Here is a 15,218-nt window from a genome sequence, read left to right as displayed (position 1 = left end):
CCTCAGGCCGCCAGCATCGGATCGAGCTTTCCGGCCCGTTCCAGCGCATGCAGATCATCGCAACCACCGACATGGGTGGCGTCGATGAAGATCTGCGGAAAGGTATTGCGACCGGATTTATCGACCATTTCCTGGCGCAGTTCCGCATTGCCCGTTGCATCGACCTCGGTAAAAGCCACGCCCTTGGTGGTCAGAAGCGCCTTGGCGCGGGCGCAATATTCACAATATTTCCGCGTATAGATGATCACGGACGCCATGCTCGTCTCCGGTTCATTGTTGATGAAATAATGTCTATCAGTATTGTCATCTCATATAGGTGTTACAAGCGCCATTGCAAAGGTCAAGACCGTGACTTCCACTGCCCCCGCCCGCTTCAGCGCGCGGGTCGCAGCACTGACCGTGGCCCCTGTCGTGTAGACATCATCGACCAGCACCAGATGGCGGCCAAACACCTGATCGCGGCGGTTTTCCGCCACTTTGAAAGCGCCACGAACATTGTCCGCCCGCGCCTTCTCCGTCAGCCCAACCTGCTTTTGTGTCCGCTTCACCCGCGTCAAAACTCCCGGCAGGAAGGGTTTATCTGACAGCCCGGCCAAGGCCCGGCCCAATTCCGCCGATTGGTTATATTGGCGTGAAAACAACCGCCAGCGATGTAGCGGCACCGGCAGGATCGCATCGGCGCGGAGCAGTTCCTGGCCGCCAGCCCGGATCATCCAATGCGCCATCATCGGTGCCAGATCGGTCCTGTCGCCATATTTCAGCCGATGGACCAGATCACGCGCCGCACCGTCATGCACAACCGCCGCCCGCAGCCGGTCGAAAACCGGAGGATTGGCAATCGCCTCGGCGCAAACCATGCCCTGGCCTGGATCAAAACCGAAAGGCAGACCGAGAATTTCACAATAGGGCCGCTCGATAAACCGCACCGAGAACCAGCAATCGGAACACAGGCTTCCAGCCTTGGCAACCGGCAGACCGCAGGTGGCGCAGCCGGGGGGATAGACCAGATCGCGCAGCGCCCGGCCGGCCATTTGCATCCCCCGAAAACCGCGATGGGCCAGGGCCACCATGCTGTCCCTGACCTGCCGGATATGGTCCACCCTGCCTCCATTCGCCCGCATCATACCGATATACCCTAACCCGATCTCGCCCAAGGCCCATGAATGCACCATAAAAGCGCAGGTGCGATATACTGCACTCAACACCCAAGAGGATTCAAGCCGCTTGGAAACTTTAAGGGGACAGAGCTGTCCAGAATCCGCCTGGGGTAAACACGGGAATGTTCGAGCCCAATTACGCGATTTCCTGCGCAAATCGATTCCGATTGATGCAATTATGCAGTAGGCACTTGGTGTCTCGAAGAACAACACCGGGAGGCCTCCATGGAGCCGCTATTCGATCCTGATCTCATCGTCCGCAACCGCGAGCGTGCCTTCGGCGCTGATGATGCCGGAGCCGGTTTCCTGCTGGATATCGTCGCACAGGAACTGATCGAGCGTCTGGCTGTGGTGGAACGCCGGTTTGAAACCGCAGTCGAATTGCACGGAATCGATGGCAGGGTCGGGAGGGCCTGTCTGGAAACAGGACGGATCGGCCAATTGCAGCGGGTGGAAACCAGCAGCCACTTTGCCCGGCAGGGAGAAACGCTGATCCCCGGCCCTATCGAGCATCTGCCACTTGGCGAACAGAGCGCCAATCTTCTGCTGTCGCCGCTTGCCCTGCATCTTGCCAATGACATGCCGGGGCTGCTGATCCAGATGCGCCGGTCACTCCAGCCTGACGGTCTTTTGCTGGCAGCCTTGCCCGGGGCCGGAACGCTTGGCGAATTGCGCGATGTGCTGTTGACGACCGAGATCGAAATCAGCGGCGGAGCAAGCCCCCGCGTCATGCCCTTTGCCGATGTGCGCGATATGGGCGGGCTGTTGCAGCGGGCGGGCTTTGCCCTTCCGGTTGTCGATGTCGAGACCTATACGGTACGATATGATGGAATTCTGGCGCTGATGCGCGATCTCAAAGCCATGGGCATGGCCAATCCGCTGGCCGCCCGCAGCCGCAAACCGCTGACCCGGCAGTTCTTCCTGCGCGCTGCAGAGCTGTATGCCGAACGCTATAGCGATACCGATGGCCGCATTCGCGCCAGTTTCTCGATCATCTACATGTCAGGCTGGGCCCCGCATGAAAGCCAGCCCAAACCGCTCAAGCCGGGGTCTGCGAAAATCCGCCTCGCCGACGCATTGGGCGGCAAGCCGTAAAGGATTACTCAAATGCTTTCCGCAAGCCTTAAAGCACTGCCGGTCAGGCTTGCGGTATGGCGGCAATGATGGAATCAAACAGCCTGTCCAGCGCTTCGTAATAAACGCCAAGCGCCAGATAAAGCGTCACCGCGATTATCCCCGCGATCAGGCTATACTCGATCGCAGTCGCACCAGATGTTTGGCGAAAAATCGCCGTCGAGCCGGAAAACCGGCGCAAAAACCCCATCATACCCCTAGCCTAAAACCATGCGCCCCCGCATGGGTGATCGAAGCGAACGTTTTGTCATACCAAAACGCTCTGTCTGTTTGTTTTCAAATATTTCCGGTTTCAAAACCACCTAGCCCATACCATCACAGGCTATCAGCAGGCATCCCCATTGCCGGGATTGACGATACAGACGGAACCGGGCGTCTCCTGCAAGACGCTGCGCCGGATCGTGTAGCGTTTTCCGGCATCGTGCTCGCCAGGAATGGAGCCCGTGCTCATCCGATCGACATCAGCCGGTCGCGCGGCAAATTGACCGGACGTGGTCTTGTCTGCAAGCATCGGCGTCAGAACCAGCGATACCGCCACGGCCGTGACGGCAAACAGCAAGGCGAGGTTGACAACACCTATTCTACCGGACCTGGAAGTCGCACGTCGCGACTGCCGTCCGCCCTTTCCGAAATCCTTCTGCGTCATCGCAAACCTCACAAAATCCAAAGGGCTTCTTCCCGGACCATGGCCCGCCGGACGATTGCCCCACAATCGACCACATAGATCAGCAGGTTTTGCATCAATGAACATGCAAAACCCCTGTTGCTCACCCCATGACCCGATTCGATTCTTGATATCGCACCCAAGAGGGTTCCAACATCAAAACACCGCAGCAGGCAAAATCCTGCACGATAGAATCGTAAAGCCCTGAGATTCCTGCGTTATTTTTTATCGAACGATACCGCGCCCCATGCGATCATGCCATCCGACGCCCAACGCACATAAGACGATGCACGAAGCGCCTGTGCATGATGAGGGAATAATGCCGGTTTGAGGATTAACTTTGTATTAATCGACGATAAAAACCGGTGAGCAAAGGCTCATCTGCTGGGCTTATCCCGGCATTTCACACCGCTCCACAGGACAAACCTGTTGCATAATTCCTGAAATCGGACTCGGATTCCGGTTATCCTGAAACGGCAGACTTTATAGCAAATCCAAAAGGAATGGGATCAGCGGCTCATCAGCAGGCGGCATCGGATAGGATCGCAGATCCCGGGCCTTGACCCATTTGATCGCCTGGCCTTCCCGACCCTGCGGCATGCCTTCATAGCGACGGCAGACATAGAGCGGCATCAGCAGGTGGAATGTTTCATAGGTATGGCTGGCAAAGGTCAGCGGCGCGAGGCATGGGATTTTCGTGGCAATGCCAAGCTCTTCCTCCAGCTCTCGAACCAGGGTTTCTTCTGGGGTTTCGCCGGGTTCCACCTTGCCGCCGGGAAATTCCCAGAGCCCGGCCAGCGATTTTCCTTCCGGCCTTTGCGCCAGCAGAATGCGTCCGTCGCTATCCAGCAAAACGCAGGCGGCAACCAGCAGAATAGGCCGCACCGTCATTCTTCGCCCTCAGCCTTGGCAGCGGTTTCGTGACGCCAGTAGCAATAGCGATAGGCTTCCTTGAAGCCGAGCTTTTCGTAAAGCGAAAGAGCCGGACCGTTATCGGCCTGCACCTGAAGCCAGGCACTCTTCGCTCCCCTTATCCGCGCCCAGCGCAGGGCCGCATAGGTCAGTTCGAGGCCGGTTCCCTTGCCGCGATGGGCTTCCCCCACGGCAAGCTGCAACAGTCCGGCCAGATCATTGTCTTGCACGCAAATGGCGGCCGCCACCGGACCATTGTCAGGCACCTCGATCAGAAACAGGCCAAGCGGCGGTTTGATATTGCTGATCAATTCGGCAAGCGCTGGCTTCGACGCGGCATCCTCATTGCGCAGCGCCAGACTGGCGTCAACGAAACGACCGATATCCTGGGTCGGCAGGTGATCCATCACATCGAGATCGCAAAGCTCCGCCAGATCGAGCGCCATGACAAGGCTTTCGGCGAAGCGGGTCCAACCATCCTCACGCAGCACATCGATCACTTGCGGCGGCGCCAACGGCGTTTCTCGAAACACCATGGGCCGACCGTAGGATTCGAATTTGCGCTCTGCCTTTTCCAACCGCAGACGGATATCACGGATATCGGAGCGGTCCAGCGCCACCACGCAATTGACCCGCTTCGACGGATGACCGCCCGTCAGCCGGACCTGCCAGCTGCCGTCATACTGAACCGAGGCCGCGGGCCAGGCGCGAAAGCTGACGGCTTCCAGCCTGCGGACCTGCGGCAGGTTTGGCGCGCGTGGTGACTGATCCACCGCCATCAGCTCCGATAATCCCCGTTGATGGCCACATATTCCTTGGTGAGATCGCAGGTCCAGACCGTGGCTGTCCCCGACCCAAGCCCGAGCTCAACCGTGACCGGAATGTCTTCGCCCTGCATCACGGCTGTGGCTGCGGCTTCCGAATAATCCGGATCACGCTCACCGTTAACAGCAACGCGCACGTCACCGAACCAGATCGCCAGACGATCCCGGTCGGCCAGCTCGCCAGCCTTGCCGACAGCCATGACCACGCGGCCCCAATTGGCGTCTTCGCCAGCAACTGCCGTCTTCACCAATGGCGAATTGGCAATCGAAAGGGCAATCACCTTGGCAGCCGCGTCGCTTTCAGCGCCCTTGACGGTGACTTCCACCATCTTGCGCGCACCTTCGCCATCCCGCACCACCTGCAAGGCCAGATCCTTGAGGAGATCGTTGAGTGCAGCCCGGAAACCTTCCAGACGGGCATCGTCAGTAGTCTCGACGCGCTGCTGGCCGTCACTGGCCGCAGCTCCGGTCGCAAACAGCATCAATGTATCGGAGGTCGAGGTGTCACTATCGACCGTCACAGAATTAAAGCTTGGACCGACACCCGCCGACAACAACGCCTGCAAGGCAGCCGGTGCGATATCGGCATCGGTGACGACGAAGGACAACATGGTCGCCATGTCAGGCGCGATCATGCCAGCACCCTTGGCAATGCCATTGATGGTGACCGTGACGCCGCCGATCTCAGTGCTGCGGGTCGCAACCTTCGGATAGGTATCCGTGGTCATGATCGCCTTGGCGGCTTCCAGCCAGAAATCGCCCTTGGCGTCACGGGCCATGTCATCAAGCACGCCGGCAAATTTCGTTGCATCCAGTGGTTCGCCGATCACGCCGGTCGAGGCCAGATAAATTTCATCTTCACCGCAGTTGAGCGCCGATGCCGCCGATTTGGCCGTCAACTCGGTCGCGGCCCGGCCCTTGGTGCCGGTAAACGCATTGGCATTGCCGGAATTGACCACCACGCCACGCGCCACGCCATGGGCCAGGTTTTTCCGGCAGAAATCCACCGGTGCGGATGGGCATTTGGACCGGGTAAACACGCCCGCAACGCTGGCTGGGCGATCGAACACCATCAACAGCACATCGGTACGGTTCTTGTATTTGATGCCCGCCGCAGCTGTTGCCATGGAGACGCCCCGGATCGCGGGCATTTCGGCAAAACTCTTTGGCGCGAGAGGAGAAACACTGGCTGACATAGCTGGAAACGGCCCCGGAAAAGACGAAACGACAAAAGGAAACCGCCGCATCGCGTCCTATGCGCGATGCGGCGGAATGAGCGCTTGCTTATGGCTTCGGCGCGGCGGCAGCGTCCGGATCGGCCTGCTGCTTGCTGATATCCTCATAGCCCTTCTTCAGAGCCGGATCGACGATCTCAACCTTTTCAGAGGTCCTGGCCTTTTCCAGCAGGGCCAGATACTTGTCGCGCATCACCAGCTGGCGAACCTGCTGCTGCACATCTTCGAATTTCGGCGGAGCCGCATCACGGATCTCTTCGACCTTGATGACGTGGAAGCCGAACTGGCTCTTCACCGGGGTCTTGGTATAGGTGCCGGGCTTGAGCGCAAAGGCAGCTTCTTCGAATTCAGGCACCATACGGCCCTTGGAGAAGAAACCGAGATCACCGCCGTCCGATCCGCTGGAATCGGTCGATTTTTCCTTGGCAAGCTCAGCAAAATCCTTGCCGCCATCCAGCTGCTTGATCACATCCTTGGCTTCATCCTCGGTCTTCACCAGAATGTGACGGGCGTGAATTTCCTGCTCCTTCGGCAGAGCAGCAATTTCCTTCTCATAGCGCGCCTTGACTTCCTCATCGGTCGTCACGTCCACGACATGCTTCTTGAAATAGGCATTGTGGAGTTCGCGGTCGGCAATGAAAGCCATGCGCTGCTTGTAGGCCGGATCGTCCTGCATTTTTTCGCCGATGGCGCTGCCAGCTAGCAGCTTGACATCGATGGCACCGGACAGCGCAGCAACCTTTTTCTGGTCGTCCGGCATCTGGGCAAACTGGGGATCGAGGTTGGCAATGGCCAGATCCAGCTCGGACTGGTGGATTTCCAGAGTGCCGACCTTGGCGACGACAGCATCGTCGGCATGGGCGTAGGAAGACAGCGCCACAAGGGCGGCACAGGCCGCCAGGACGAGTTTGTGAGAACGCAGCATATAATAACCCTTCGGTAAAGAGGCCGATTGCGACTGTCAATCGGGTCGAAAACACCCTAAACCACGCGATTGTGGCACTTGTGGTGCATGCTGTCCCGTTGACATAATTCGACCCCCCTCTTATCTGTCACGCAACTCCGCGTCCAGAGCAGTTTCCGGAGGCGGTACGCCAATCTCCACTGTCATGTGGCCGTGAGCGACCGGGAGTAGACCCGGGGCTTCGGTTTCAACCTCGTGACGGAATTCAGAAAGGACCATGGACATGGTCAGTCTTGGTGGGATCGCCCGCAAAATTTTCGGCTCCTCGAATGAACGCCGCATCCGGGGGAATAAGCCTCGCGTGGCCGCCATCAACGCGTTGGAGGACAGCATAAAGGCATTGAGTGATGCCGAGCTGGCCGCAAAGACCGAGGAATTCAAGGGTGAGCTTGCCAAGGGCAAGACGCTCGACGACATCCTGATCCCGGCCTTCGCCGTGGCGCGCGAAGCATCGCGCCGGGCGCTCGGCATGCGGCCTTTCGATGTGCAGCTGATCGGCGGCATGATCCTGCACGAAAACGCCATTGCCGAAATGAAGACCGGCGAAGGCAAGACGCTGGTGGCAACGCTCGCTGTTTATCTCAACGCATTGTCCGGCAAGGGCGTGCATGTGGTGACGGTCAATGATTATCTCGCCAGCCGCGACGCCGCCATCATGGCCAAGCTCTACAGCTTTCTCGGCCTGACCACCGGTGTCATCGTGCATGGCATGAACGACGATGAGCGCCGCGAGGCCTATGCCTGCGACATCACCTATGCCACCAATAACGAGCTTGGGTTCGACTACCTGCGCGACAACATGAAATATGAGCGCGGCCAGATGGTGCAGCGCGGCCATAATTACGCAATCGTCGACGAAGTGGACTCAATCCTGGTCGATGAGGCGCGCACGCCGCTGATCATTTCCGGACCGCTCGACGACCGTTCCGATCTCTACACCACCATCGATGCCTTCATTCCGATGCTGAGCGCCGAAGACTACGAGATCGATGAAAAGCAGAAATCGGCCAATTTCTCCGAAGTCGGCACCGAAAAGCTGGAAAACCTGCTGAAAGACGCTGGCCTGCTCAAAGGCGTTTCGCTGTATGACGTCGAAAATGTCGCCATCGTCCATCATATCAACAATGCGCTGAAGGCCCACAAGCTGTTCCAGCGCGACAAGGACTATATCGTTCGCAATGACGAAATCGTCATTATCGACGAGTTCACCGGTCGCATGATGCCGGGCCGCCGTTATTCGGAAGGCCAGCACCAGGCGCTGGAAGCCAAGGAAAAGGTAACGATCCAGCCGGAAAACCAGACCCTGGCCTCGATTACCTTCCAGAATTATTTCCGGATGTATTCCAAGCTTGCCGGGATGACTGGTACGGCCAATACCGAAGCCGAGGAATTCCAGGATATCTATGGCCTCAGCGTCATCGAAGTGCCGACCAACCTGCCGATCCTGCGTATCGACGAGGATGATGAGGTCTACCGGACCTTTGAGGAAAAGTTCAAGGCAATCATCGAGGAAATCAAGGCCTCCGCATCCCGCAATCAGCCGGTCTTGGTCGGGACAACGTCGATTGAAAAGTCCGAACTGCTCGCCACCATGCTGCGCCAGAGCGGATTTACCGATTTCAGCGTGCTGAATGCCCGCTACCACGAGCAGGAAGCCTATATCGTTTCCCAGGCTGGTGTGCCGGGTGCCGTCACCATCGCCACCAACATGGCCGGTCGCGGTACCGACATTCAGCTTGGCGGCAATATCGACATGCGGCTTGAGCGCGATCTGGAAGGCATGGAGCCTGGCCCCGAGCGCGACGCCAAGGAACAGGCGATCCGCGAGGAAGTCAAAGCCTTGAAGGAAAAGGCGCTGGCCGCTGGTGGCCTCTACGTGATCGCCACCGAGCGCCATGAAAGCCGGCGCATCGATAACCAGCTGCGTGGCCGTTCCGGCCGTCAGGGCGACCCGGGCCGCTCGAAATTCTACCTGTCGCTTCAAGACGACCTGATGCGGATTTTCGGTTCCGACCGCATGGACAGCATGCTTCAGAAGCTGGGCCTGAAGGAAGGCGAAGCCATCGTCCATCCCTGGATCAACAAGGCGCTTGAACGCGCCCAGAAAAAGGTCGAGGCGCGCAATTTCGACATCCGCAAGAACCTGTTGAAATATGACGACGTGCTGAATGACCAGCGCAAGGTGATTTTCGAGCAGCGCGTCGAGCTGATGGATGCCGAAGACCTGACCGAAACCATCGACGACATGCGCCACGAACTGATCGACACCATCGTGCGCACCCATATCCCGGAAAAGGCCTATGCCGAACAATGGGATGTGGCTGGACTGAAGACGGCAATGACCGGAATCCTCAACCTCGACCTTCCTATCGAAGATTGGGCGCAGGAAGAAGGCATTGCTGAAGACGATATCGTCGAACGGGTCAAGAAAGCCGCCGACGAAGTGATGGCTGAGAAGACCGAGCGCTTCGGCCCGGAAATCATGGCCTATATCGAGCGTTCCGTGTTGTTGCAGACCATCGATAACCTGTGGCGCGAGCATATCGTCAACCTCGACCACTTGCGTTCGGTCGTAGGTTTCCGTGGCTATGCCCAGCGCGATCCCTTGCAGGAATACAAGGCGGAAGCGTTCGAACTGTTCCAGGCGCTGCTGGCCAATATGCGGGAAGGCGTGACCGCCCAGATGATGCGGGTGGAAATCGTCCGTGAAGCACCCCCGGAGCCGACCCTGCCGATCATGCATGGTCACCACGAAGATCCGCAGACCGGCCAGGATGAGTTTGCCGCCACCGATGGCATCGTCGCCCCTGAGAACCGCAATCCCGCCGATCCCTCGACCTGGGGCAAGGTTGGACGCAATGAAATGTGTCCTTGCGGCTCCGGCAAGCGCTTCAAGCACTGCCACGGCGCCCTGCTGGCGTAAGACAATCAAAATCGGCCAGCCGGATGGGTTGGCCGATTTCTCACAGGCATAGGCTATTCAAACACTGACGGGCAGGCTTTTGTTAACCCTAAGCTGCCAAGACTGAATGCCCTGTCGCATATGTGCCTGTGAGTGTTGCGTGTTTATCATGGCGGTTATCCAGAGGGTGGAACATCTCCTGCCAGCCCGGCTGCATGGCCCGCTGCGCAGGATCGTCACCGCTTTGTCCGCTCAAGACGATGTGGCCCGCGCCCAGCGCATGGCGCTGATTGCCTTTGCCATTCGCATCGTCAGCGCAGCGATTGCCTTTTTCTCGCAGATCGTCCAGGCCCGGCTGATGGGCGATTTCGAATATGGTATTTTCGTTTTCGTCTGGGTGCTGGTCGTGCTGTTCGGCAATCTCTCCTGCCTGGGCTTTCATTCGACCGTCATCCGCTTTCTGCCGCAATATCACGCAAGAGATGAAATTCCTGAAATCCGTGGCATCACCGTTACCATCCGGATCTTCGCTCTTGGCCTCGCCAGCTGTCTGACTGCAACCGGTCTTATCCTGTTGAATTTTTTCGGAGATCGGATTGCCGGTTACTACCTGACACCGCTGTTTCTCGGCCTGTTCGCACTGCCGATGATTGCGCTGGGCGACGTGCTCGACGGGACAGCGCGCGCCAATAGCTGGCCTGTTGCAGCCCTCAGCCCCACCTACATTGTCAGACCCGTGCTGATCCTGGTCTTCATGCTGCTGCCCGTCATGCTGGGGGCGCCGCGCACCGCCACCACCGCCATGCAGGCGGCCCTTGCCGCCACCTATGTCACGACACTCAGCCAGTTCGCCACCATTCACTGGCGTCTGCGGCGCAAATATCTACGGGGGCCTCGGCGGATCGATTTCATGGTCTGGTTTCGCGTTGCCATCCCGATTTTCCTGATCGAGGGCTTTCTGTTTCTGCTGACCAATTCCGACGTCATGGTGGTCGGGCTTTATCTGCCACCCGACCAGGTCGGGATCTATTTTGCTGCGGCGAAAACCATGGCCCTGGTGCAATTCGTCTATTTCGCGGTCAAGGCCGCGGCCGGACCACGTTTTTCAGCGCTGATGAACGAAGACGATATCAGACCGCTGGCCTTATTTGCCGGCAGAATGGCCCGCTGGTGTTTCTGGCCGTCGCTGATCATCGGTCTTCTGGTGCTGGCGGCTGGCGAAGTGCTGCTTGGTCTGTTCGGCCCGAATTTCACGGCAGGCTATCCATTGATGGCCATTCTGTTTGCCGGCGCCCTGACCAAGGCGCTGATCGGCCCCGGGGAGATGCTCTTGACCATGGCCGGGCGACAAAAATTGTGTGTGCTCCTATATGTGATTGCTTTAGCATCTAATATCGGGCTGAATGTGACTCTCATTCCGCTTTATGGCCTCACCGGCGCGGCAACGGCTGCCGCCTCGGCGATGTTGGTGGAAGCGATCTTGTTACACATTGCCGTGCGCTACGCGCTTGGCATTGTCTTATTTGCATTTGCCGACCCATTGTCTCGCATGAAGCAAGACAGGCCCGCATGAAGCGAACCAGGTTGTAGGATATGAACACACTACCGGTGACCGACGATACCAGCCGGGAAACGAGCACCGAGCGCCCGGTTCTGCATACCGTGTCTGCGCCGGTCAATCGTCCGCCCGCCGATGGCCAGATTGCCGTGGGACGCCCTGGCCGCGATCTTTGGCTCTATCCACGCCAGACCAGCTACGACCTTGAACAGGAAATGGACTACCTGACCAACCGGGCGCTGGAGCAGAATGTCTTCTTCTCGGCCCGCTTTTTGGCCCCCGCCATCCCCCGCCTGGACGAGCGTGAAGTGCGCATGGCACTGATCCGCGACGAGCGGCAGGGTCGCAGCCGGATCCGGTTGCTGATGCCTTTTTCGGTGGAAAAACCAGGCTTTGCAGTCGGTCCGTCCATTGTTCGCGTCTGGTCCAACCCCTTCGGCCCGCTTGGCACGCCGCTGGTGGATGCGGAGGATGCGGTGGAAACGCTGGACAACCTTTTCGAGGGACTGAGCGATCCCAAAGCCAAATTGCCCTCCGTTCTCGTCCTGCCAGATCTGCGAATCGATGGGCCGGTCACAAAACTGCTGCGGGCCGTGGCGATCAGCCGTGACCTGCCACTGACCGTGACAAATCCCTACCAGCGCCCAATGCTCGAGAGCCTGGAGGATGGAGAAACCTATCTAAGCCAGGCCATCGGCAAGTCCCATTGGCGCGACATGCGCCGGCAGATGCGCCTGCTGGGACAACAGGGTGAATTGACCTATTCTGTCGCCCGCCAGCCGCAGGATCTCCATCTGCGCATGGAGGAATTCCTGGCGCTTGAAGCCAGTGGCTGGAAAGGCCGCAAGCGCAGCGCCCTAGTCATGGACCGGCTGCGAGCCGCCTTTGCCCGCGAGGCGATGACCAATTTGGCCGAGTGCGATTCGGTCCGCATCCATACGCTCGATCTCGATGGAAAGGCCATTGCCTCCATGGTTGTCTTCATTATGGGTGCCGAAGCCTATACGTGGAAGACTGCCTATGATGAGCGCTATGCCCGCTATTCGCCCGGCAAGCTTCTGGTGGCTCGATTGACGGAATGGCATCTGGACGATGCCAATATTCTGCGCACCGATTCCTGCGCCGTACCCGATCATCCGGTCATGAGCCGGCTCTGGCGGGAGCGGGAAGAGATGGGAACCATGGTCATCGGCCTGAAGCGCAATGCCGACCGCGATGTCCGCCAAGTGGCGGCGCAATTGCATCTCTATCGCAACACCCGCAATATCGCCCGCATCCTGCGCGACAAAGTGCTGGGCAGACGGCAAAAAGACAGCTGATCATTGCGAAATTAGAACTGAACGAGATATCAGCCGGTCATCACGCCCGGCTGTGCCTGTTGCGGTTCATCGCGCTCACGCAGCAGACGGCGGATCACCTTGCCGCTGGTGGTCAGCGGCATATCGGCGATAAACTCCACTTCACGCGGATATTCGTGCATGGACAGCCGCTGCTTGACCCAATCGGCAATGTCACGGGCCAAGGCCGGTCCAGCCTGAAAACCCGGCGCGAGCACCACATAGGCCTTGACGATTTCAGTTCGCACCGGATCGGGCTTGCCGACCGCCGCCGCCAGGCGCACAGCCGGATGACCAACCAGACAATCCTCGATTTCCGCCGGGCCGATCCGGTAGCCGGATGAGGTGATCACATCGTCGTCGCGACCGAAAAACTCCACATAGCCCTCGCAATCCTGGCGTCCGAGATCACCGGTCAGCATCCAGTCACCAATGAATTTCTGGCGGGTCGCCTGCGGATCATTCCAATATTCCAGGAACATCACCGGATCGGGCCGGGCAATCGCCACCTGTCCGACCTTGCCGACTGGCAGTTCCCTACCTTTGTCATCGATAATTGCCACGCGGTGGCCCGGTACTGGCTTGCCAATGGCGCCTGCCTTGCTGACGCCCAGACCGGCTGCCGATGACAGCACAAAATTGCATTCGGTCTGCCCATAGAATTCATTGGGCGTGATACCGAGCGCCGTCTTGACCCATTGATAGGTTTCCCGCCCCAGCGATTCCCCTGCCGAACCAATGGAACGCAGCACAAGATCATAATGCTGGCGCGGATTGTTCACCGTTTTGAGCAGCCGCAAGGCGGTGGGCGGAATGAAAGCATTGCGCACCTTCATCTCCGCCATAATGCGAAAGGCCATGGCCGGATCGAATTTCTGGGCAGGCGACGACACGACCGGAACGCCCAGCATCAGGGCTGGCATCAGCACATTCAAAAGCCCGCCAGCCCAAGCCCAGTCCGAAGGCGTCCAGATCCTGTCCCCCGGCTGTGGTAGACCGTCATGGGCAAGCTGGAAGCCTGGAATGTGACCGGCAAGCACCCGGTGTCCATGCAGAGCGCCCTTCGGCGCACCGGTCGTGCCAGAGGTGAAGATCATCAGTGCTGGATCGTCTGGCCCGGTCTGTGGCCCCTCAAAAGATGCGGAACCGCTCTGCCATAGAGTTTCAAAGGACAGGACGCCGGGAGAAGGCGTGCCAATGGAAATAACCTCCCGAAGGTCCGGCAGGCTGGCCCGGATAGGCTCCAGCCGCGACAGACCGAAATCATTGGTGACGACCGCGCAGGCACCCGCCGTCTTCAGCCGGTATTCCAATGCATCGGCACCAAACAGCAACGCCAACGGCAGGGCGATCGCCCCAAGCTTGTAAATCGCCACATGGGCGATGACTGTCTCAAACCCCTGCGGCAGGAGCAAAGCAACCCGCTCCCCAGGACCAATGCCGAGCTGGCTCAGGGCATCCGCGAATGCGTTGGATCGTGCAGCCAGCGCCCCATAGGTTAAGGTTCGATGCTCACCGTCAGGTGAAAAATGCTCAAGGCAGACCCGGTCCGGTTCGCGGGCTGCCCACTCGTCACAAACCGCCCGTCCCATGTTGAACTGAGCTGGTATGGACCAGGAAAACGCATGACAGAGAGCCTCATAGGAAGCGCCGGCAGGTAGAAACATCGATCTTGTCCTGAATGAGTTCCCTGTCGCATTCCCCTGCACTGGCCAAACATTCAGAGAGTTTGTCGCAGATCCAGGATCAGCGTTTTTGTCAAATAGAGAAAAACGTCACTTGGCAAACCTATCATTCCTTTCGCAGTCGCACAATCCATCTCGCAAGCGCACACGACAGCGCCATGCACCGACTACGGCACCTTCAGGTTTGCTGTAGCGCTTTAAATATGCTGCATAATTCTCGCTTTAAACTCCAACCCGTATAACGCTAAAATTATGCAGTAGCCCGGGGAAATACTGTGGCCCCATGCGCAGTGGAGAGAGGACGTCAGGCCTTGATGTCTTGCAATTGCTGGATAGACGACATCCATTATCGTTCAACCTTCGATTTTCAAGGTCGCAAAACCGGTTCCCTTTTGCTGGAACAATCCTGAGCCAAAAGGGTTGAAAGGCGGTAAAGCGGGCGTGAAAGCGCCATGCCAAACCACGAAAACGTCGCGGACATGCCGTCTTTGCGACGAAGATCTGCGGCATTTTCTTGGTTTAAAAGCTCACGCACTTCAAAACGTGCGGAGCATAAAAGGAGGATACACATGCTGAAGAAAATCGTACCAGTCGTTGCTCTTCTCGGGCTTCTGGCCTCCTGCGGAGATGACAGCAGTTCCAATAGCGGAAGCACGACATCAACACCCGGCACCAGTTCCTCGACCGGCGGCACCGGCGGAACAGGCAGCACGACAACGGCACCTGCTACGCCTGGAAGCAGCACAGGAAATAGTTCAGGGACAGGCACCAGCACGGGTACCCCATAAGCCTATCGATTTTGTGTTGATACAAGGTGGATATTGCCCGTTCAATGAGCGGGCAATA

14 protein-coding genes are annotated in these 15,218 nt (G+C 58.4%); 5 read left to right on the top strand and 9 right to left on the bottom strand.

Going from position 1 to position 15,218, the window contains the following annotated elements:
• Positions 1 to 2: 2 nt before the first annotated feature.
• Positions 3 to 257, bottom strand: a complete 255-nt coding sequence (gene grxC / locus H1Y61_RS03530; RefSeq protein WP_180573719.1) for a glutaredoxin 3 — start codon at positions 255 to 257, stop codon at positions 3 to 5.
• Positions 258 to 308: 51 nt separating this feature from the next.
• Positions 309 to 1,070: a double zinc ribbon domain-containing protein gene (locus tag H1Y61_RS03525; protein WP_409363968.1), complete on the bottom strand. Its 762-nt coding sequence runs from the start codon at positions 1,068 to 1,070 to the stop codon at positions 309 to 311.
• 312 nt (positions 1,071 to 1,382) lie between these two features.
• On the opposite strand from H1Y61_RS03525, the gene H1Y61_RS03520 reads away from it, so the two are divergent.
• Positions 1,383 to 2,252 (top strand): methyltransferase domain-containing protein, encoded by an 870-nt coding sequence (locus tag H1Y61_RS03520; RefSeq protein WP_180573718.1) that lies wholly within the window; start codon positions 1,383 to 1,385, stop codon positions 2,250 to 2,252.
• Positions 2,253 to 2,295: 43 nt separating this feature from the next.
• On the opposite strand, the gene H1Y61_RS03515 is transcribed toward H1Y61_RS03520, so the two are convergent.
• The 6 genes from H1Y61_RS03515 to H1Y61_RS03490 form a co-directional block, all read right to left on the bottom strand.
• Positions 2,296 to 2,484: a Flp family type IVb pilin gene (locus H1Y61_RS03515; protein WP_235680824.1), complete on the bottom strand. Its 189-nt coding sequence runs from the start codon at positions 2,482 to 2,484 to the stop codon at positions 2,296 to 2,298.
• 132 nt (positions 2,485 to 2,616) lie between these two features.
• Positions 2,617 to 2,937: a hypothetical protein gene (locus H1Y61_RS03510; protein WP_015917282.1), complete on the bottom strand. Its 321-nt coding sequence runs from the start codon at positions 2,935 to 2,937 to the stop codon at positions 2,617 to 2,619.
• A 501-nt stretch (positions 2,938 to 3,438) separates the two neighbouring features.
• Complete coding sequence (gene mutT / locus H1Y61_RS03505) at positions 3,439 to 3,846, bottom strand: 8-oxo-dGTP diphosphatase MutT (RefSeq protein WP_180573717.1); 408 nt, start codon at positions 3,844 to 3,846, stop codon at positions 3,439 to 3,441.
• A complete protein-coding gene (locus tag H1Y61_RS03500) occupies positions 3,843 to 4,646 on the bottom strand; it encodes a GNAT family N-acetyltransferase (RefSeq protein ID WP_180573716.1) in 804 nt (267 codons plus the stop codon). Before H1Y61_RS03500 ends, mutT begins: the two co-directional genes overlap by 4 nt.
• On the bottom strand, positions 4,646 to 5,887 hold the full coding sequence (gene argJ, locus H1Y61_RS03495) for a bifunctional glutamate N-acetyltransferase/amino-acid acetyltransferase ArgJ (RefSeq protein WP_180573715.1): 1,242 nt from the start codon (positions 5,885 to 5,887) through the stop codon (positions 4,646 to 4,648). Before argJ ends, H1Y61_RS03500 begins: the two co-directional genes overlap by 1 nt.
• An 88-nt stretch (positions 5,888 to 5,975) precedes the next feature.
• On the bottom strand, positions 5,976 to 6,851 hold the full coding sequence (locus tag H1Y61_RS03490) for a peptidylprolyl isomerase (protein WP_180573714.1): 876 nt from the start codon (positions 6,849 to 6,851) through the stop codon (positions 5,976 to 5,978).
• Between the two features lie 262 nt (positions 6,852 to 7,113).
• Between H1Y61_RS03490 and secA the strand changes: the two genes are divergently transcribed.
• The 3 genes from secA to H1Y61_RS03475 all read left to right on the top strand — a co-directional run bounded on the left by secA (position 7,114) and on the right by H1Y61_RS03475 (position 12,669).
• Positions 7,114 to 9,813, top strand: coding sequence for a preprotein translocase subunit SecA (gene secA, locus H1Y61_RS03485; protein ID WP_174111921.1), 2,700 nt, complete (start codon positions 7,114 to 7,116; stop codon positions 9,811 to 9,813).
• Positions 9,814 to 9,952: 139 nt separating this feature from the next.
• Positions 9,953 to 11,365 (top strand): lipopolysaccharide biosynthesis protein, encoded by a 1,413-nt coding sequence (locus tag H1Y61_RS03480; protein ID WP_174111922.1) that lies wholly within the window; start codon positions 9,953 to 9,955, stop codon positions 11,363 to 11,365.
• A 20-nt stretch (positions 11,366 to 11,385) separates the two neighbouring features.
• The gene (locus H1Y61_RS03475; RefSeq protein WP_174111923.1) at positions 11,386 to 12,669 is read left to right on the top strand and encodes a GNAT family N-acetyltransferase; all 1,284 of its coding nucleotides are present in this window, start codon (positions 11,386 to 11,388) and stop codon (positions 12,667 to 12,669) included.
• Between the two features lie 29 nt (positions 12,670 to 12,698).
• Here H1Y61_RS03475 and H1Y61_RS03470 read toward each other — a convergent pair whose 3' ends face one another.
• Positions 12,699 to 14,354, bottom strand: coding sequence for an AMP-binding protein (locus tag H1Y61_RS03470; protein ID WP_180573713.1), 1,656 nt, complete (start codon positions 14,352 to 14,354; stop codon positions 12,699 to 12,701).
• Between the two features lie 587 nt (positions 14,355 to 14,941).
• Between H1Y61_RS03470 and H1Y61_RS03465 the strand changes: the two genes are divergently transcribed.
• Complete coding sequence (locus tag H1Y61_RS03465; RefSeq protein ID WP_180573712.1) at positions 14,942 to 15,160, top strand: hypothetical protein; 219 nt, start codon at positions 14,942 to 14,944, stop codon at positions 15,158 to 15,160.
• Positions 15,161 to 15,218: the final 58 nt, after the last annotated feature.

This window comes from Agrobacterium vitis (assembly GCF_013426735.1).
Lineage (GTDB): Bacteria > Pseudomonadota > Alphaproteobacteria > Rhizobiales > Rhizobiaceae > Allorhizobium > Allorhizobium vitis_D.
This window is presented reverse-complemented; position numbering and strand designations above follow the sequence as displayed.